A 17,815-nucleotide genomic window follows, 5' to 3' on the forward strand; every position below is an offset into this window, starting at 1 on the left:
TGCTCTTGCACCGAAATGAAATTACGTATGCCGCTGGCATCCTGTGAGCCGCATTATTTTTAGGAGGAAGGCACGACATGGCCAAGAAAAAAGGTATCGTTTCCCTGGAAGGCGCCGTCAAGACCGATGCCGGTCTGACCTACAAGGGCGTCGTCATGGAACCCATTGTTGAAAAATGTGAAGGTTGCGAGCGTATCGTCCCCTTTGAGGGCGAAAACTACTGCCCGACCTATGCCCAGCCCGCCCGCAAGTGGGCAGGCGGCGTGTGCAACTTCGCCACGCACGTGCGCGCCGAAGTGGACAAGACCGGCAAGGTCAAGGTCAACCCGCTCAAGGCCTCCAAGCGCGCCGCGCGCGGTCGCTAGACCACTGCAAGCAGGAAAGGCGGGGCGTTGTCCCCGCCTTTTTTTGTTTGTATCATCCGATTTTTGGGCTAGGTTCATCGAAAACAACATCGGAGGTCCCATGGACGCGCTCTTTTCCGAACTGGATCGCCAGACCGAGGCGGTCGTCGAACTGCAGACCAAACTTTCGGCCATTCCGGCCTTGGGTCCCCGCAACGGGGGCGAAGGCGAAAAGGCCAAGGCCGACTTCCTGCTCGGCCATCTCAACTCCATGGGCATAGAGGACATCCGCGAGTACAACGCCCCCGATGCCGACGTGCCCTGCGGGTACCGACCGAACATCGCGGCCGTCATTCCCGGAAAAAACACGGAAAAGACCCTGTGGGTCATCTCCCACATCGACGTGGTCCCTCCGGGCGACCTCGGCCTGTGGGACTCCGACCCCTACGTGGTCCAACGCGACGGCGACACCCTCATCGGGCGCGGCGTGGAGGACAACCAGCAGGGCATGGTCTCCTCGCTGCTGACCGCCCAGGCCCTGCTCGACCTGAAAGTCACCCCGGAGATGAACTACGGCCTTATCCTCGTGTCCGACGAGGAAACCGGCTCGGGCTTCGGCCTGGACTATATCGTCCGCGAGCACGAGGACCTCTTCCGCAAGGACGACCTGTTCCTGGTCCCGGACTCGGGAGAGCCCGCTTCGGAAATGGTTGAAGTGGCCGAGAAATCCATGTTCTGGCTGAAGGTCACGGTCATCGGCAAGCAGTGCCACGCCTCCACCCCGGACCAGGGCGTCAACACCATGTTCCCGTCCGCGGAGTTCATCCTGCGCATCAAGGAACTGGAGACCCTGTACCCGGCCGAGGACACCCTGTTCGATCCGCCCCGCTCCACCTTCCAGCCGACCATGCGCGAGGCCAACGTGGCCAACGTGAACACCCTCCCCGGCCGGGACGTGTTCTACGTGGACTGCCGGGTCATGCCCGAGTACGACCTGAACGACGTGCTCGGCACCATCAAGGGCATGGGGGCCGAGATCGCGGCCAAGTACGGCGTGACCGTCGAATGCGAGCCCATCATGTGGGAGCAGTCCGCCCCGGCCACCCCGGCGGACAGCGAGATCGCGGTCCGGACCATGGCTTCCGTGCGCAGGATCTACGACAACAATCCCCGCACCGTGGGCGTGGGCGGCGGCACGGTGGCCGCGTTCCTGCGCCGAAAGGGCTACAACGCCGTGGTCTGGTCCACCCTGTACCACAACGCGCACCAGCCCAATGAATGGTCGTCCATCAAGAGCACCATCGGCGACGCCAAGGTCATCGCCGACATGCTCCTGACCAAGTAGCGCCGCTGCCCGTTCATGCAGAACAAGACCCCGTTTCCGGCCGAGTTCGACCTCATCGTGGTCGGCGCGGGCCATGCCGGCTGCGAAGCCGCCATGGCCTCGGCCCGGCTCGGCCTGAAGACCCTGCTGCTGACCATCAACGTGGACCGCATCGGGCACCTCTCCTGCAACCCGGCCATCGGCGGGCTGGCAAAGGGCCACATGGTCAAGGAGATCGACGCGCTCGGCGGCATGATGGGACTGTGGGCCGACGCGGCGGGCATCCAGTTCCGCATCCTGAACACCCGCAAAGGCCCGGCGGTCCGTTCCAGCCGAGCCCAGATCGACCGGGTCCGGTACATGCAGGTGGTCCAGGCGTCCGTGTTCGCCCAGGAGAACCTGTGGGTCTTCCAGGACATGGGCGCGGCCGTGCTGACCGAAAATGGCCGGGTCCGCGGCATGCGCAGCGAGCTGGGCGAGATATTCCCGGCCAAGGCCGTACTCCTGACCACCGGCACCTTCCTGCGCGGGCTCATGCACATCGGCCTGGAGCATTTCAGCGGCGGCCGCATGGGCGATCCCGCCTCCAACTCGCTGTCGGCCAACCTGCGCGAGCTGGGCTTTACCCTGGGCCGCCTCAAGACCGGCACCACACCGCGCCTGCTGCGCGACTCCATCGATTTCTCGGCCATGCAGGAGCAACCCGGCGACGATTCGCCCGTGCCCTTCAGCTTCCGCAACAACGCCGTACCCATGCCCCAGGTCTCGTGTTGGCTGACCTACACCAACGAAGCGGCTCACGAGGCCATCCGTTCCGGGTTCGACCGCTCGCCCATGTTCACCGGGATCATCGAGGGCACCGGCGCGCGCTACTGTCCGTCCATCGAGGACAAGGTGGCCCGGTTCCCGGAAAAGGACCGGCACCAGATTTTTGTCGAGCCCGAAGGGCTTCACAGCCCGGAGATGTACCCTAGCGGCATCCCCACCAGCCTGCCCTTCGACGTGCAGAAGAAGATGATCCGGGCCATCCGGGGGCTGGAAAACGCCCAGATCGTGCGCCCCGGCTACGCCATCGAATACGACTACATCCCGCCCACCCAGCTCAGGCCCACCCTGGAGACCAAGGCGGTGGAGGGGCTCTACTGCGCGGGCCAGATCAACGGCACCTCGGGCTATGAGGAGGCTGCAGCACAGGGGCTGTGGGCCGCCCTCAACGCGGCCTGCAAGATCAAGGGGAGGGAGCCCTTCCTGCTCTCCCGCGATCAGGCGTACATGGCCGTGCTGGTGGACGACCTGGTTACCAAGGGGACGGAGGAGCCGTACCGCATGTTCACCTCCCGCGCCGAGCACAGGCTGCTGCTACGCGAAGGCAACGCGGACGAGCGGTTGACACCGCTGGGCCGCGACTTGGGATTGGTGGACGACGACCAGTGGCGACTCTTTTCGGTTAAGCAGGAAAAACTTCAAGCGACGCTTGAAGCCATGCACTTGATCCGTGTGCGACCCGACGCAGCCACCCGCGAAATCCTGGACTCCATCGGCGCGTCCGTGCCCGGTAAAGCCGTGGAACTGGCCGCCCTGCTGCGCCAGCCCCAGATGGAGATAGAACGGCTGGCCGTGTTTTACCCGGAGTTGGCCGAGCTGGACCAGGAGGTCCTGCGTGAGGCCGAGGTACAGGTGCGCTACGAGGGCTATCTGGTCAAACAGGAGGAGCTGGTGGCCAAGTTCAAGTCCCTGGAGGGCAAGGTCCTGCCCGAAGACCTGGACTATGCGGCGGTTTCCGGCCTGACCCGCGAGGTGGTCGAGAAGCTGACCCGCATCCAGCCCCGGACCCTGGGCCAGGCCGGACGCATCTCAGGGGTCACGCCCGCGGCTCTGTCCTGCCTGGAGATTCACCTGAAAAAACTCGGCCTATCGTAACACTCCCCGGCTCTTCGTTTGTTGACAGGTTGTCCCAGTCTGTCTAAATACATGAATATTGACACGACGTTCGTACGGCAACGGGCCATCCCCGGCACATCGTTTTTGAAACCGTTTCAAGGAGTCTGGTCTTGGACGAAGGATCCGACAGTCGATTTCGAAATATATTCAAGAAAATATTCGGTAACAACGACCATCAGATAGAGGAACACATCCTCGAAGCCCGGGCCGACGGGGAGTTGGAGAGCCATGAAGTCTCCATGCTCCTGAACGTGCTCGGCCTGGACCAGAAGCTCGTCGAGGAGATCATGGTACCGCGTACGGACATGGTCTGCGCCGACGCCTCCAGCACCGTCAAAGACGTGGCCGAGCTCATCGTCAACCAGGGCGCCCACTCCCGCATCCCCATCTACCAGGACAACAAGGACCACATCTTCGGGCTGGTCCACGCCAAGGACCTGCTCGAGCCCCTGCTCAACGGCGAGGTGGATCGGTCCGTGGTCGATCTTCTGCGGCCCGCCTTCTTCGTGGCCGAAGACAAGCCGTTGGACGAGGTCCTGGCCTACTTCAAGAAGGAAAAGCTGCACATGGCCGTGGTGCAGGACGAATACGGCGGGACCTCGGGCATGGTCACCATGGAGGATGTGCTCGAAGAGATCGTCGGCGAGATTTCGGACGAATACGACGACCAGCGGCCCGACGAGATCCAGGACTATTCGGACGGGACCTTCATCGTTTCGGGCCGTGCGCCGCTCGAGGACGTCAACCGCAAGTTCGGCCTGGACCTCGATAGCGAGGAAGTGGACTCCATCGGCGGCTACCTGGCCGCCTTGGCCGGGCGCATTCCTCCCCAGGGAGAGCTGTACACCTTCTCCGGCTGGCGGTTCGTGGTCATGGAGGCAGACGAGCGCCAGATCTGGACCATCAAGGTCGAACCGTTGGGGACAGTGTAAATCGTGTATCAACTGGTTCTTCTCGCGACGTTGGGGGCCTGGATCGGGTTCGCCAACCCTCTCTTTCATTTCCCGCCGGCCGTGCTGGCCTTCCCCCTGGGGCTGGCCTGGATCGGCCTGCGCGCCGTGTCCGGCGGCAAGGCCTTCCGCTTCGGCTGGCTGGCCGGGACCCTGGCGGCCACGGGCTGCTTCTACTGGATGGTCATCCCGGTGCAGATCTACGGCGGCCTGCCGTGGTTCGTCGCCCTGCCCTGCCCGGTGCTCCTGGCCGCAGTCATCGGCCTCTATTTCGGATTGTTCGCCTACGGCATGCATCATGCGGCCAAGTTCATCGACGGCGTGGCCCTTTGCCTTCTGGCCGGGTTCGCCTGGGCCTCCATGGAGATGCTCATGGGCACCCTGCTCTCGGGCTTCCCGTGGATGAACCTGTCATCGGCTTTCGCAGCCTGGCCCTTTGCCGTACAGGGGGCGTCCGTAGTCGGGGCTTTCGGGCTGTCCGGGGTGTTTGCCGCTCTGGCCGTGGCCCTGCTGCTCTGCGCCACCTATCGCGGCGCCCTGTTCCTGGCCGTAGTGCTCGGTGCGCTGATCGTCGGCTTCGGCTTCTACCGCGTGTCCACATTCGACGTGGGCAAGCTCGACTACATGGTCACTCTGGTCCAGGGCAACGTGGACCAGGGCAAAAAGTGGGACCCTGCGTATCAGGTCGGAACCATCAAGAAATACGCCAAGCTGACCGTCGAAGCCGTGGACACGAACCACCCCAAGGTGGTCGTCTGGCCCGAGACGGCCATGCCCTTCTATCTCCAGGACCAGACCCCGCTCCGCAAGGCGCTGGAGACCCTGGCCCGCCAGACCGGCACCCCGATCATCACCGGTTCGCCCGCCTATCACGTGACCGACATGAAGACCCGGGCCTACGACCTCTACAACCGGGCCTGGCTCATGGATTCCATGGGGCTGACCACCCAATACTATGACAAGGAGCACCTGGTGCCCTTCGGCGAATACATGCCGTTCGCGAAATGGGTGCCCTTCAAGCAGTTGGTCCAGGCAGCGGGCAATTTCAAGCCGGGCGTGGACAACCGGCCGCTCAAGCTCAACGGCGTTGCGCTGGGCATGCTCATCTGCTATGAAGCGATCTTTCCGGATCTGGCCCAGCAGCAGGTGGAGCGCGGGGCCAACGTACTGGTGAACATCAGCAACGACGCCTGGTTCGGCAACACGTCCGCACCGGGGCAGCACCTCGACCTGGCCACTATGCGGGCCGTGGAACAAGGCCGCTGGCTGGTCCGCTGTACCAACACGGGCATCTCCGCGTTCATCGACCCGGTGGGCCGTAAGGCCGCCGTGGGCCACCAGTTCCGGGCCGAAAGCCTGAGCATGAAAATCGCTGCCCTTACGACCGATACCGTGTATCATCGCATCAATGGCTGGCTAAAGACGTTCATCTATGTGATGACCGCAGCCGCCTTCGGCTTCATCGCCTATGCGGCCAGACGAAATAAAGGAATTATTCAATAATGTTGGAATACCCCGAATTGAAAGCCGCCTCCGCAGACCTGATCGAGCAGTATGAATCCCTCTGGGGGCGTCTTTGACTACGCCGAGACCAAGGGACGCCTCGACGAGATAGAAAAGGAACTCTCCAAGCCGGGAGCCTGGGACAATCCCGAGGCCCTGACCCCCATGCTCAAGGAAAAGAGCCAGCTAACCACCAAGCTTGACATGTACGACGGGTTGTCCGAGGCCCGCGAAGACCTCGACGCCTGGCTCGAACTGGCCCACGAGGACCCCGAAGAGGAGTCCCTGTCCGCACTGAGCGCCCAGGTGGCCCTGCTCCGCGAACGGCTGGCCGGGACCGAGCTGGCGACCATGTTCGCCTTCGAGCACGACAAGGGCAACGCCATCCTCGAAATCCACCCCGGAGCGGGCGGCGTCGAATCCCAGGACTGGGCCGAGATGCTGCTGCGCATGTACAACCGCTACGCCGAGCGCAAGGGGTTCAAGGTCACCCAGCTCGACTACCAGGCGGGCGACGAGGCCGGGATCAAGTCCGTGACCTTGCAGATCGAAGGGCTCTTCGCCTACGGGCTGCTCAAGGGCGAGACCGGCGTGCACCGGCTGATCCGCATCTCCCCCTTCGACTCCTCGGGACGGCGGCACACGTCGTTCGCCTCGGTGGACGTCTACCCGGACATGGACGACGACATCGAGATCGAGGTCCGGGACGAGGACCTGCGCATCGACACGTTCCGGTCCAGCGGGCCCGGCGGCCAGTCCGTGAACAAGACCAGTTCGGCCGTGCGCATCACCCACATCCCCACGGGCATCGTGGCACAATGCCAGAACGAGAAGTCCCAGCACCGCAACAAGGCCACCGCCCTGCGGCTGGTCAAGGCCCGGCTGTACGAACGCGAGTTGAAAAAGATCGAGGAAAGCCGCAGACAGGATTACCAGGCCAAGGAAGCCATCGCCTGGGGAAGCCAGATACGGACATATACCCTGCAACCGTATCGTTTGGTCAAGGACCACCGGTCCAACAGCGAAAGCGGCAACGTGGACGCCTTTCTGGACGGCGATCTGGACGAAATGATCCGAAACTACTTATTATTCATCCATGCCCACGGACAAAAAAATTAAATTCCCCGAGAACGAACTCGCATCGGAACTGACCGCGCTCCAGAAGGAGCTGTGCGAATATTCCAAGGGGATCGACGAGAAGCTCGAACAGGCGGTCTGGGTCTTCCGGCTCATCCAAGGGGTCTCCTGCGAGGAGTGGGAGTCCATCGCCGCCCGGCGCGATCTCGGCCAGTGGCTCTCCCTGCCCATCAACGGCGACGCCTATCCGCACTTGAAGCGGTTCCAGGAGACCCTGGAGAAGTTGGCCTACCAGACCGACCACGACCCGCTCACCGAGTTGGCCAACCGGCGGGCCTTCGACCGCATTCTCGATATCGAGATCGAACGGTCCAAGCGCGCCCGCACTCCGCTCTCCCTGGCCATCCTGGATCTGGACGACTTCAAGCGCGTCAACGACACCTACGGCCATCAAAAGGGCGACGAGGTCCTGAGCACCTTTGCCAGGCACCTCAAGGCCAACACCCGGCGCTACGACCTGGCGGCCCGCTTCGGCGGCGAGGAATTCGCCCTGATCATGGCCGGGTCCGGCCTGGTCAAGGCCCAGCGGCTCTTGAGCCGCCTGCTCAACGAGTTCAAGCAAATCGAATTCAGCACCCCGGACGGGGACGAAACCTTTCACGTCACCTGTTCCGTCGGTCTCACCTGCTACAAGGGGAGCGTGAGCATCACGGACAAGGAACTGATCGAGCTGGCCGATGGCGCGCTTTACGAGGCCAAGGCTGCCGGCAAGGATCAGGTCAAGGTCTCCAGGCTCGCTTTTGCGGACAACGTCTCGAACGAGACCCTGGTGCACGCCAACGAAAAGCAGTTCCTGTTCGGCGGGAAATAACGGAGACGGACAATGAACCATAACAATACACTCAGTCTCTCGATCATGAGCGGCAAGGGCGGAGTCGGCAAGACCAACATCGTGCTCAACCTGGGCTATGCCCTGCACGCCATGAACATCACGTCCATGCTCATGGACTGCGACCTCGGGCTGGCCAATCTCGACGTCCTGCTCGGCATATCCCCGGACCGCAACCTGCACGACCTGCTGCAGACCGGCGTGGACGCCGAGGATGTGCTCGTGTCCATCGAGGACGGCTTCGACATGCTCCCGGCCACCAGCGGCGTGCCGGAGCTGGTCGAGATGGACGAAGACCTGCAGGACATCCTGTTCAAGAAGCTCATCAACATCGCGGGAGAGTATGATTTTCTCATGCTCGACCTCGGGGCGGGTATCAGCCACACGGTCCTGTCCCTGGCGGCCCTGACCCAGCTGCGCGTGGTGGTGGTCACCCCCGAACCCACCTCCCTGACCGACAGCTACGCCATGATCAAGGTCCTGGCCACCCAGCACGGCATCAAGGACTTCCTGGTCCTGGTCAACCAGGCCATCAGCGCCAAGGAGGCCAACCAGACTTTTGACCGGCTCAACGCCGCGTGCATGAATTTCCTGAACATAGAGCTGCGCAACCTGGGCTTCGTGCACCAGGACCGCACCCTGGTGGAGTCGGTCCGCCGCCAGACCCCGCTCATGAAATTCGCCCCGCAGGCAACGGCCAGCAAGGATATTGTCGGCATAGCCAAGAAGCTCATCCGCTACCGAGAGGACAACCGCGAGCGCATCGGCGGCCGCCCCATTCTGAAAGATTTTCCTTCGGAATGAAATTCGAGAAATAATGGTTGACGAAAAGAGTTATTTTTCGGCATAGTTAGTGAGAATTTCGGAAGTGATTCCTTTTTTGTTACCTCACAGGGCCAATACCGGAACCTGCGGGAAACATATGTTTCAGGGGGAACATCATGAATAAGAGCGAATTGATCAAGGCTCTGTCAGAACAGAAAAAAATGCACGTCGACGAGGCCACCAAGGTGGTCGGCGCCTTCGTGGACTCCGTCAAGGAAGCCCTTCTGCGCGGCGACCGTGTGGAGATTCGCGGTTTTGGCAGCTTCAAGATCAAGGACTACGAGGGCTACACCGGTCGCAATCCCAAGACCGGGACGGTCGTCCAGGTCAGACCCAAGAAACTTCCTTTCTTTCGTCCTGGAAAAGAGTTGAAGGAATACATCAACCAGTAGGATGCGACGACTCACATACTGCCTGTTTCTGGCGACCCTGATCCTTGCGTGCGGCGACGCCCGTGCGCAGGGTTCTGTCCTGACCATCCTTTACTCGGCGAATACGTATGGCACGGTGCGGCCATGCCCTACCTGAGGCGGCAAGACCCTCGGAGGGGTGGCCCGTCGGGCCACGTATTTTATGGACAATCAACATACCGACGCTCCCAGGTTGCTGGTTTCCGGCGGCTGGGAATATTTTCGCCCCAACGGCAACCCCGGGCTGACCAAGACCATGGTCGCCCTGAGCAAGGCCTTCAACGCCATGCACTACGACGTGGGATTGCTCACCGAACGGGAGGCCGGAGCCCTGGCCGAGGACGGCGTACCCCGCTGGCCCTGGCAGAAGACGGCCGAGGAGGCCCCCTTCACCGTGCTGGAGATAGCGGGCGGCCGCAAAGTCGGCTTCCTGCGCTACCCGTCCCTGCCCCAGGACGCCGAAAAGCCGTCCGAGGCCATGGTCGCCAAGCTCTCCAGGGCGATCAAGGCCGACCGGGACAAGGTGGACCTGCTCATCGCTCTGTGCGACTGGGGCTGGGTGGCGGAAAGCGACTACCTCAAGTCGAATCCGGCCCAGGTCCCGGACATGCTCTTCGGCAGCGGAGGCGGCTCCGGCATCAACGGGCGCGTCCAGGCCGACGGCCGCTGTCTGTGGGTCCGGCCCTACGACAAGGGCCGCAGCCTGGCCGAAGTGAACGTCCTGCAATGGCCGAAAAGAGAAAATTCATTTGCGTGGGAAGAAGCGAAGAATTATACATCAGCTTCCGTAGGTATGAACGACGCGATCAAGGATGATCCGGAAATCGATGCTCTTTTTCAATAAAGCGGCTTTGTTTTCGGATGGATATGTATACTTCAGGAGGAGATGACGATGGAATTACGAGGAGCTTTCACCGCTCTCTCGACGCCCTTCAAGGATGGCGAGGTCGACGAGTCGACCTACCGCGATTTCATTGAATGGCAGATCGAGCAGGGTATTGACGGCCTGGTGCCGTGCGGCACCACCGGCGAAGCGGCGACCATGTCCCACGAGGAACAGGGACGGGTCATCAAAATCTGCGTCGAGCAGACAAAAGGCCGCGTACCGGTCATCGCCGGAGCCGGATCCAACTCCACCAAGGAAGCCATCGAGCTGACCAAGATGGCCAAGGATGCCGGCGCCGATGCCACCCTGCAGATCACGCCCTACTACAACAAACCCACGCCCGGCGGCCTGGTGGCCCACTTCAAGGCCATCGCCGAGGCGGCCCCTCTGCCCATGGTCATCTACAACGTGCCCGGACGGACCGGCCTGAACTGCCTGCCGTCCACACTCAAGATGATCAAGGATGCCGTGCCCGAGGCCATCGCGGTCAAGGAGGCCACCGGCAACTTGTGCCAGGGCGCCGAAGTGGTGGAACTCTGCGGCAGGGACTTCATGCTTCTGTCCGGCGACGACTTTACCGCCCTGCCCCTGCTGGCCGTGGGCGGCGTTGGGGTCATCTCCGTCATTTCCAACATCATGCCCAAGACCATGAGCTCCATGTGCCACGCCTTTTTCAACAAGGACCATGAAAAAGCGCTGGAACTGAGCCTCAAGATGGCTCCGGTCAACCGGGCCATGTTCATGGAGACCAACCCCATCCCGGTCAAGACCTCCCTGGCCATGATGGGCATCTTCAAGGACGCCCAGTTCCGCCTGCCCATCGTTCCCCTGCAGGACGAGAACAAACCCAAACTGAAAGCCGTGCTGAAAACCGCCGGTCTTTTGTGATATCCAGGCCTCGGCTCATAGCCGGGGCCTTTTTTCGTCATCTCCCAAAAAAGGGACGGCTTCCGGCCGTCCCTTTTTTGTTGGTGCCTTAGGCGGCCAGAGGAGAAACTCTATCGCTGCCGTCGCCAGCTCCAGAACTCGAAGACTCGCTAAGCGCTGGCGCTGAAAGAGCTTCCCCTCCGGACTTTCTCTTCAAAATTTCTTGTGTGCCTTCGGCAAGGTCTTGCAAGCAAGGGAAATGACCTCAGGCCATGCGGCGGAAAGGTATGTGAGAACAGTAAGGACGCCCCAATGCCAAAAGCAAAGGCCCGCCAGCACAATGCTGGCGGGCCCGACTTTGCGCACTCAATCAGCTTATTACAGCTTAGCCTTCGAAGGCCTTGATGAAGTTGGGGGCGACCTGTTTCTTGCGGCTCATCACGCCGTCAAGGTACACGGGCTCGCCTTTGGTGGCGATGCCGAAGGCCTTCTCGACCACGGACGGATCGTCGGAGGCGATGAGCATCTCGGAGCCTTCCTTCATGATGTCGGTCAGGAGCAGGAAGACGGAGTGACGGCCATCGGCCTTGACCTTCTCGATCTCGGCCTGCAGGGCGTCCTTGTGGGCGTCGAGCATGGACAGGTCCACGACTTCCAACTGGCCGATGCCGACCTTGTTGCCGGACATGTCGAAGTCCTTGTAGTCGCGGAAGACCAGCTCGCTGGCGGAAGCGCCGTCAACGGCGGACTTGACCTTGAACATCTCCATGCCCAGAGCCATGACGTCGTCCACACCGGCGATCTTGGCCAGGGCTTCGACGGCGGCCTTGTCGGCGTCGGTGCAGGTGACGGACTTGAACATGACGGTGTCGCTCAGGATGGCGCACAGCATGATGCCGGCGATGTTGGCCGGGATCTCGACGTTGTAGAAGTCGTACATGGACTTCAGCACGGTGGCGGAACAGCCCACGGGCCAGACCCACATTTCCAGCGGGCCGGAGGTGGTGATGTCACCCAGCTTGTGGTGGTCGACGACGGCAAGGAGCTCGCCCTTGTCCAGGTTGTCGATGGTCTGGGAAATGTCGGTGTGGTCGACCAGGATGATCTGCTTGTCGGTGGCGTCGGTGACGATCTCGGGAACGGCAACGCCGAACTTCTCGAGCACGAAGGCGCTCTCCGGAGCGATCTCGCCCTGGGTCACGGCCTTGGCCTCCATACCACGTTTGCTGTACAGGTCGGCGGCACCGATCGCGGAAGCGACGGTGTCGGTATCGGGATTCTTGTGTCCAACAACCAAAATAGCCATATCAAGTCCTCCTAATTGAATTATCCTGTATAAGGAAATTGAGCATCGAAAACAGAATGTGACAGATATCACAAAGCATACCGGCTGCCAAGCTAAAAGCGCAGGCCAAGCGAGAAAAGCGTGAAAAGAATATTGCCTGTCGCCGGAATGCCACTATTTCGCTACAAGCCAGGGACCGCAAGGCTTCCGGCGGTGCCGGCGGAAGGAGTATGCCCCCGTTATAGGCCATCCGGCCGCTAGCCGATCCGCGTTCACCATGTGAAGATGATCGCAAGGCCCGGCCCAGGCAAAACTATCGGACCGGATGCCCGGCCCTGAGGCGGCATGGAGGTGACTACAAGGTCGGCAGGAAACGATACAGGGCGAAGAGGATGACGCCCGTCGCCAGAATGACATAGGCCCGTTTCAGGCGAAGGGCCATGAGGCCGCCCAGGGAGGCGGCCACCCAGAGGTGGGCCCAGGTGACGCCCAGGTGCGAGAAGATGGTCGGATACGCGGAAAAGACGAGCTCGAATCCCTGCTTGAGGATAAGGATGGCCACTAGAAAGGATGCCCAGCTCATGAACAGCCCCTTGACCATGGACTGGAGGATGAGCGCGCCGGGCAGGTGCTTGGAGCCCGGATTGCGTGCCCAGTTGAGAAGCGCGTTGTAACTCCCCTGTTCCCGTTCGCGCAACCACCCTTCCACCTTGGTGCCGATCCAGGCCAGCGGCATGCTGGCAAAGAGCACGAACATGATCCGGGACGGCTGATTCAGGCCGAACCACGTGGTCAGTGTCAAGGCCGCGAAGGTCGCTGCCGTAAGCTGAGGCGGGATGTACGTTCCCGCCGGGATGAGGTCGAGCCAGAAGAGTTCGAAGAAGATGGCGATGTACAGGCTGGTGGTGTACTCGCCCGTGGCCGCGCCCCAGAAGAAGCCGACAACCAGCGGACGCTCAAGCAGGCCGATGCTCAGGGTCGAGCGGAACTGGGAAAAGAGGGCAAAAAAAAAGCGACCATGGCAAACCAGGCGAAGGTGTGCTGAATGACCATGTCCTAGAACCTCACCTGCACGGGGTCGTTGGGGACACACCGGAAGTCCAGCTCCACGCCCTTGCGGTTCAGGTGGCGCAGACAGGTCTCATCCTCGTCCGACAGGGCGACGCTCGGGGATATCTGGCGCTTGCCCGGACTGTAGTGGACGTTGCCTATGTTCAGTACGTGGAAGTCGAGCCCGGAGTCAAAGGCGCGGCGGGCGTCGGCACAGTTGGAAAAGAGGATGATGGCGTCGTGGTCGCCGGGCGCGGAGAAGAGCCTAGACATGGTCGCAGGCACCTCGTCCACGGTGACAAAGGAACTCTTCACCGCCTGGGGGATGGCCAGGGACATGATCTCCTGCTGAAGGATGTCGTGGGCCAGTTCGTCGTTGGCCACAACAACGTTTTTGGCGCCGGTGTACGGCAGCCACGTCTCGATGATCTGGCCGTGAATCAAGCGGTTGTCGATACGAACGAGAGTCACGGCATCATACCTATTTTTTCGCTTTTTTACGCAGCATCGCTCCGGCGACCTTGATCCCCTGCTGCCCCGCTTCCATGACCTTTTCGGCCAGTTCGGGCAACTTCATGGACCGGGCCTGGAGCGCCGCTACTACCATGGGGAGATTGACGCCGGTAATGACTTCGAGATTTTCCGACTTCATGAGGGAGAGGGACATGGTCGTGGGGGAACCGCCGAACAGGTCGGTCAGAGCCAGGACGCCCTTGCCCTGCTCAAGGGACTGGATCGCCTTGCGCACGCCTTCCAGGGCCTCGTCCACGCCCTTTTGCACGTCAATACCCACGGCCAGGCAGTTTTCCTGCGGTCCCATGACCATTTCCGCGGCCTGGAGCAGGCTCTCGCCGAAGGTTCCGTGGGTGACCAGCACCACGCCGATCACAACGTCTTTTTTGTCAGTCTTTGCAGCCATGTCTAACCGAGTTCCATGTGTCGATGTTCGATCGATACCGTATACCCTTTTTCCTTGAGGGTTGCCAGCACCGACTCGGCCACGGAAACCGACCGGTGTCGTCCGCCGGTACAGCCCAGAGCCAGGGTGATACGGTAGCGCCCTTCTTCGGCGTAAAGCGGCAGGAGATAGAGCAGAAATTCATGGAAACGCTTGATGAACCCGGTGCCCGTCGGGTTGCCCAGGACATAGTCGGAGACCTCCTTGTCCAGGCCGGACATGGGGCGCAGGGACTTGTCGAAATAGGGATTGGGCAGGAAACGGAGGTCGAAGACCAGATCGGCCTCGGACGGGACGCCGTACTTGAAGCCGAAGGTGATGATGTGCACCCGCATGCCCATGCCCACTTCCTCGAGGGACGACCATTTGGTCTGGATGACCCGGCGCAGATCGTGGATGGAATAGTCCGTGGTGTCCAGGACCAGGACCGCCTCTTGCCGCACCGGTTCCAGGAGTTTCTTTTCCATCTCCAGGGCCTGTTCGAGGCCGAGGTTGCGGGATTCCAGCGGATGTGGCCTGCGCGTGGTGGCGTAGCGGCGGACCAACTCGGCCATCTTGGCTTCGAGAAACAGGACCTGCGGGGTGATGCCGAGTTCGGCGAACCCTTCCAAGGCCTTGCCCCAGCCGTCCACGAACTCGAACTGACGCAGGTCCATGCCGAGCGCCAGGCCGCGATACTTGGTGTCGAAGGAGAGGATGAGGTCGGCCAGCTTGGGCGACATCTCGGAGGGCAGCCCGTCGATGCAGAAGAACCCCAGGTCTTCGAAGACCCGGATGGCGGTGCTCTTGCCGGATCCGGAGAGCCCGGTGACGATCACTACGGGGAAGGGGTTGGTCGAGGTCAACGGAGTCCGCCCATGAGGTTATACGACCTTGAGAAGGGCCCAAAGGGCTTCGAGATCATCGGCCGACAGGAACGCCTTGCGGAATTCCTCGTCCTTGAGAAGACGGGAGATCTGGGCCAGGACGCGCAGGTGCATACCCGCCACCTGTTCCGGGGCGAGTACCAGGAAAAATATGGTGCACGGGCTGTGGTCGAGCGCCTCGAACTCCACGCCCTTGCGGCTGCGGCCCACGACCACGATGACCTTTTCCAGGTCTTCGAGCTTGCCGTGGGGGATGGCGATGCCGTCCCCTATGCCGGTGGAGCCGAGTCCTTCACGATCGAGAAGGACTCGGACCGCGCGGTCCGTGTCCATCTCTGGATATTGCTCGCCCAAGGGGGCGACGAGTTCCTTCAGTACGTCCGACTTCGTCTCGGACTCGAGTTCGGGAAGGATCAGTTCCTTCGCCAGATAATCACTGAGTTTCATGCTTAGTTTCCGGGGTCGATAAGGCCGTAATCGCCGTTCTTTCTCTTGTATATCACGTTGACGCCGTCGGTCTCCGCGTTGAGGAAGACCAGGAATTCATTGTCACGGGCATCGAGCTGCATGGCGGCCTCGTCCACGGACATGGGCTTGGGCTCGTATGCATCGGTGCCGACGATGGTGGGAGACGAACCGGGGGCGATGTCCTCGTAGGACAGGTAGTTCATCTGGACCATTTTATTGGGACGCGCCTGTCTGGGGCGGTTCTTCATCTTTTCACGCATCTTGCGAAGCTGGGCTTCCAGCTTGTCCAGGACCATGTCGATGGTGGAGTACATGTCTTCCGAGTCTTCATAGGCCGAGATATGGATGCGATCCGAATTCAGGATCACGTCCGCCTTGTGGCGGAACTTGTCGACCAGCAGGTTGACCTGGAGATCGGCCTCCGCGTCGGGAACGTATTTCGCTACCTTTTCAAAACGCTTTTCCGCGTACCCCTTGAGGTGATCGGAAGGATCGAAGTTCTTGAAAGTGAAGCTGATGTTCATACGCTGCCTCCTGGTTGAGAGTGCTTCAAGCAGAATCTAGAAGTACTGCTTACGTTTTGAAGACGAAGGAATGCCCATGGCCGAGCGGTATTTGGCGACCGTACGCCGGGCGATGTTCACTTCCAGCTTTTCCTGGAGGATTTCGCCGATTCGCTCGTCGCTGAGCGGTTTCTTCGTGTCTTCGTCTGCGATCATTTGCTTGATGAGCGCCTTGACGCTCTCCGAGCCCACCTGGGAACCGTCGTTCAGGTCCAGGGCCGAGTTGAAGAAGAACTTCAACTCGAAAATGCCGTGCGGCGTTGAAACGTACTTATTGGTCGTAATCCGGCTCACGGTGGATTCGTGCATTTCGATGTCCTCCGCCACCTCCTTGAGGATCAGGGGTTTGAGCTTTGTCACGCCCTCCTCGAAGAATGCCCGTTGGAAGCCGACAATGCTCTCAACTACTTTATACAGGGTTCGCTGCCGCTGGTACAGACTTTTCATCAACCATGCGGCGGAACGCATCTTTTCCTGAAAATACTCCTTCTCCTTGTCGGCCGCCCCCTTCATGGAATCCATGTAGAAGGTGTTCATCTGCAACCTCGGCATGCCGTCCTCGTTGAGGATGATGACGAAGTCGTCGCCGTACTTGTAGACGAACACGTCCGGACTGACGTAATGCGGCTCGGTGCTGGAAAAATTGGCACCCGGCATGGGATCGAGCGTCTGCATCAGATCCAGGTACGCCTTGAGATCGTCCATGGATATCTTGAATTTGCGCGCCAGAGGCTTGTAGCGGTTCTTTTCCAGATCCTCCAGGTGATCGCTCACCAGGGAGACCAGGATCGGATCGTCGTATCCGAGGACTTCCATCTGGACCAACAGGCACTCCTGCGGGGTGCGGGCCCCCACGCCGACCGGGTCCAGATGCCGGATACGGTTCAGGACGGACTCGACCTCTTCATCGGAGGCCTGGACCATAGCGGTCAGTTCCTCCATGGAGGCCTGAAGATAGCCGTTGGAATCGAGGTTGCCGAGGATGACATCGCCGATGGCCAGTTCGTGCTCGGTGAAATTGGACAAACGCATCTGCCAGTTCAGATGTCCCTCCAACGAGGGCTTGGAGGCCAGGCGGGCTTCCAAGGACATGCCCTCCTCGGGCATCTCCATGTCGCGGGACAGGGCTTGCTTGGAGGTGGAGGAAAATTCGCCGAGGTAGTTCTCCCAGTCCGCGTTGCGGACCAGTTCCTCTTCGGCCTGGGATTCGGTCAGCACTTCCGGCTTGTCGGGGACCTCGGTGTCGGTCTCGGTTTCGTCAAGGAAAGGATTCTCCAACAATTCCTGCTGCACCGTCTCCAGCAGTTCAAGCCGCGACAATTGCAGCAGCTTGATGGCCTGCTGCAACTGGGGCGTCATGACCAGTTGCTGTGAGAGCTTGAGCTGTTGCCGAAGTTCCAATCCCATGATTCGTTACTCGCTTGAGGTTGTGCTTATCGGTTGCCGGATAAAGAAACTTTTTTTCGACCGCCAGATATTTTTTCCGGTTCAACTATGTCATAGCGGATTAAAGGATGCAACACAATTGTGCTAACATCCTGTTTCTATTAATAATTAATCAAATATGTTCTGGTATGAAAAAAGTGTACCAACCTTTGGGGACGGTGTA

General features: G+C 60.7%; 19 protein-coding genes. 11 read left to right on the forward strand and 8 right to left on the reverse strand.

Translation table 11 applies throughout. From position 1 onward, the window contains the following. The first annotated feature begins 77 nt into the window (after positions 1 to 77). From V8V93_RS12435 to dapA, 11 genes are all read left to right on the forward strand, one after another. A complete protein-coding gene (locus V8V93_RS12435) occupies positions 78 to 365 on the forward strand; it encodes a PxxKW family cysteine-rich protein (protein ID WP_338666914.1) in 288 nt (95 codons plus the stop codon). 100 nt (positions 366 to 465) lie between these two features. Next, positions 466 to 1,689, forward strand: coding sequence for a M20 family metallo-hydrolase (locus V8V93_RS12440; protein ID WP_338666915.1), 1,224 nt, complete (start codon positions 466 to 468; stop codon positions 1,687 to 1,689). A 15-nt stretch (positions 1,690 to 1,704) separates the two neighbouring features. Continuing rightward, positions 1,705 to 3,588 carry a tRNA uridine-5-carboxymethylaminomethyl(34) synthesis enzyme MnmG gene (gene mnmG, locus V8V93_RS12445; protein ID WP_338666916.1) on the forward strand — a complete coding sequence of 628 codons (1,884 nt, stop codon included), beginning with the start codon at positions 1,705 to 1,707 and terminating at the stop codon, positions 3,586 to 3,588. Positions 3,589 to 3,719: 131 nt separating this feature from the next. Continuing rightward, positions 3,720 to 4,541, forward strand: a complete 822-nt coding sequence (locus V8V93_RS12450; protein ID WP_338666917.1) for a hemolysin family protein — start codon at positions 3,720 to 3,722, stop codon at positions 4,539 to 4,541. A gap of 3 nt (positions 4,542 to 4,544) precedes the next feature. Further along, positions 4,545 to 6,062, forward strand: coding sequence for an apolipoprotein N-acyltransferase (gene lnt / locus V8V93_RS12455; protein WP_338666918.1), 1,518 nt, complete (start codon positions 4,545 to 4,547; stop codon positions 6,060 to 6,062). After that, positions 6,062 to 7,181 (forward strand): peptide chain release factor 2 gene (prfB, locus tag V8V93_RS12460; protein ID WP_338666919.1). Its coding sequence is split into 2 segments (ribosomal slippage): positions 6,062 to 6,136 and positions 6,138 to 7,181, totalling 1,119 coding nucleotides; the frame shifts between segments, so codons are not numbered across the junction. The genes lnt and prfB overlap by 1 nt, the downstream gene beginning before the upstream one ends. After that, positions 7,159 to 8,010: a GGDEF domain-containing protein gene (locus V8V93_RS12465; protein ID WP_338666920.1), complete on the forward strand. Its 852-nt coding sequence runs from the start codon at positions 7,159 to 7,161 to the stop codon at positions 8,008 to 8,010. Before prfB ends, V8V93_RS12465 begins: the two co-directional genes overlap by 23 nt. Before the next feature lie 12 nt (positions 8,011 to 8,022). Next, complete coding sequence (locus V8V93_RS12470; protein WP_338666921.1) at positions 8,023 to 8,832, forward strand: MinD/ParA family protein; 810 nt, start codon at positions 8,023 to 8,025, stop codon at positions 8,830 to 8,832. Positions 8,833 to 8,969: 137 nt separating this feature from the next. Further along, on the forward strand, positions 8,970 to 9,245 hold the full coding sequence (locus tag V8V93_RS12475; protein ID WP_014321169.1) for an HU family DNA-binding protein: 276 nt from the start codon (positions 8,970 to 8,972) through the stop codon (positions 9,243 to 9,245). 1 nt (position 9,246) lies between these two features. Further along, positions 9,247 to 10,107, forward strand: coding sequence for a UshA-like (seleno)protein family 2 (locus V8V93_RS12480; RefSeq protein WP_422394367.1), 861 nt, complete (start codon positions 9,247 to 9,249; stop codon positions 10,105 to 10,107). Between the two features lie 48 nt (positions 10,108 to 10,155). After that, complete coding sequence (dapA, locus tag V8V93_RS12485; protein WP_338666923.1) at positions 10,156 to 11,037, forward strand: 4-hydroxy-tetrahydrodipicolinate synthase; 882 nt, start codon at positions 10,156 to 10,158, stop codon at positions 11,035 to 11,037. A 364-nt stretch (positions 11,038 to 11,401) separates the two neighbouring features. Here dapA and V8V93_RS12490 read toward each other — a convergent pair whose 3' ends face one another. The 8 genes from V8V93_RS12490 to rpoN all read right to left on the reverse strand — a co-directional run bounded on the left by V8V93_RS12490 (position 11,402) and on the right by rpoN (position 17,613). Beyond that, entirely contained in the window at positions 11,402 to 12,322 is a 921-nt protein-coding gene (locus V8V93_RS12490; RefSeq protein ID WP_338666924.1) for a manganese-dependent inorganic pyrophosphatase, read from the reverse strand. 334 nt (positions 12,323 to 12,656) lie between these two features. After that, positions 12,657 to 13,394, reverse strand: a complete 738-nt coding sequence (locus V8V93_RS12495) for a PTS sugar transporter subunit IIC (protein ID WP_338666925.1) — start codon at positions 13,392 to 13,394, stop codon at positions 12,657 to 12,659. Next, entirely contained in the window at positions 13,358 to 13,822 is a 465-nt protein-coding gene (locus V8V93_RS12500) for a PTS sugar transporter subunit IIB (protein ID WP_338666926.1), read from the reverse strand. The genes V8V93_RS12495 and V8V93_RS12500 overlap by 37 nt, the downstream gene beginning before the upstream one ends. Before the next feature lie 10 nt (positions 13,823 to 13,832). Next, a complete protein-coding gene (locus V8V93_RS12505; RefSeq protein ID WP_338666927.1) occupies positions 13,833 to 14,270 on the reverse strand; it encodes a PTS sugar transporter subunit IIA in 438 nt (145 codons plus the stop codon). Positions 14,271 to 14,272: 2 nt separating this feature from the next. Further along, a complete protein-coding gene (gene rapZ / locus V8V93_RS12510; RefSeq protein WP_338666928.1) occupies positions 14,273 to 15,154 on the reverse strand; it encodes an RNase adapter RapZ in 882 nt (293 codons plus the stop codon). A gap of 18 nt (positions 15,155 to 15,172) precedes the next feature. Then, on the reverse strand, positions 15,173 to 15,622 hold the full coding sequence (locus V8V93_RS12515; RefSeq protein WP_338666929.1) for a PTS sugar transporter subunit IIA: 450 nt from the start codon (positions 15,620 to 15,622) through the stop codon (positions 15,173 to 15,175). 2 nt (positions 15,623 to 15,624) lie between these two features. Further along, positions 15,625 to 16,167, reverse strand: a complete 543-nt coding sequence (gene hpf / locus V8V93_RS12520) for a ribosome hibernation-promoting factor, HPF/YfiA family (RefSeq protein ID WP_338666930.1) — start codon at positions 16,165 to 16,167, stop codon at positions 15,625 to 15,627. Between the two features lie 36 nt (positions 16,168 to 16,203). Further along, positions 16,204 to 17,613 (reverse strand): RNA polymerase factor sigma-54, encoded by a 1,410-nt coding sequence (gene rpoN, locus V8V93_RS12525; protein ID WP_338666931.1) that lies wholly within the window; start codon positions 17,611 to 17,613, stop codon positions 16,204 to 16,206. Positions 17,614 to 17,815 lie beyond the last annotated feature (202 nt).

The sequence above is a fragment of the Pseudodesulfovibrio sp. 5S69 genome (assembly GCF_037094465.1).
GTDB classification, from domain to species: Bacteria; Desulfobacterota; Desulfovibrionia; order Desulfovibrionales; family Desulfovibrionaceae; genus Pseudodesulfovibrio; species Pseudodesulfovibrio methanolicus.

Coding starts and splice junctions, on each gene's coding strand:
- hpf (WP_338666930.1), bottom strand. CDS start 16,167: ATGAACATCAGCTTCACTTTCAAGAACTTCGATCCTTCCGATCACCTC.
- V8V93_RS12465 (WP_338666920.1), top strand. CDS start 7,159: ATGCCCACGGACAAAAAAATTAAATTCCCCGAGAACGAACTCGCATCG.
- V8V93_RS12505 (WP_338666927.1), bottom strand. CDS start 14,270: ATGGCTGCAAAGACTGACAAAAAAGACGTTGTGATCGGCGTGGTGCTG.
- rpoN (WP_338666931.1), bottom strand. CDS start 17,613: ATGGGATTGGAACTTCGGCAACAGCTCAAGCTCTCACAGCAACTGGTC.
- V8V93_RS12435 (WP_338666914.1), top strand. CDS start 78: ATGGCCAAGAAAAAAGGTATCGTTTCCCTGGAAGGCGCCGTCAAGACC.
- V8V93_RS12515 (WP_338666929.1), bottom strand. CDS start 15,622: ATGAAACTCAGTGATTATCTGGCGAAGGAACTGATCCTTCCCGAACTC.
- dapA (WP_338666923.1), top strand. CDS start 10,156: ATGGAATTACGAGGAGCTTTCACCGCTCTCTCGACGCCCTTCAAGGAT.
- mnmG (WP_338666916.1), top strand. CDS start 1,705: ATGCAGAACAAGACCCCGTTTCCGGCCGAGTTCGACCTCATCGTGGTC.
- V8V93_RS12490 (WP_338666924.1), bottom strand. CDS start 12,322: ATGGCTATTTTGGTTGTTGGACACAAGAATCCCGATACCGACACCGTC.
- V8V93_RS12440 (WP_338666915.1), top strand. CDS start 466: ATGGACGCGCTCTTTTCCGAACTGGATCGCCAGACCGAGGCGGTCGTC.
- V8V93_RS12470 (WP_338666921.1), top strand. CDS start 8,023: ATGAACCATAACAATACACTCAGTCTCTCGATCATGAGCGGCAAGGGC.
- V8V93_RS12475 (WP_014321169.1), top strand. CDS start 8,970: ATGAATAAGAGCGAATTGATCAAGGCTCTGTCAGAACAGAAAAAAATG.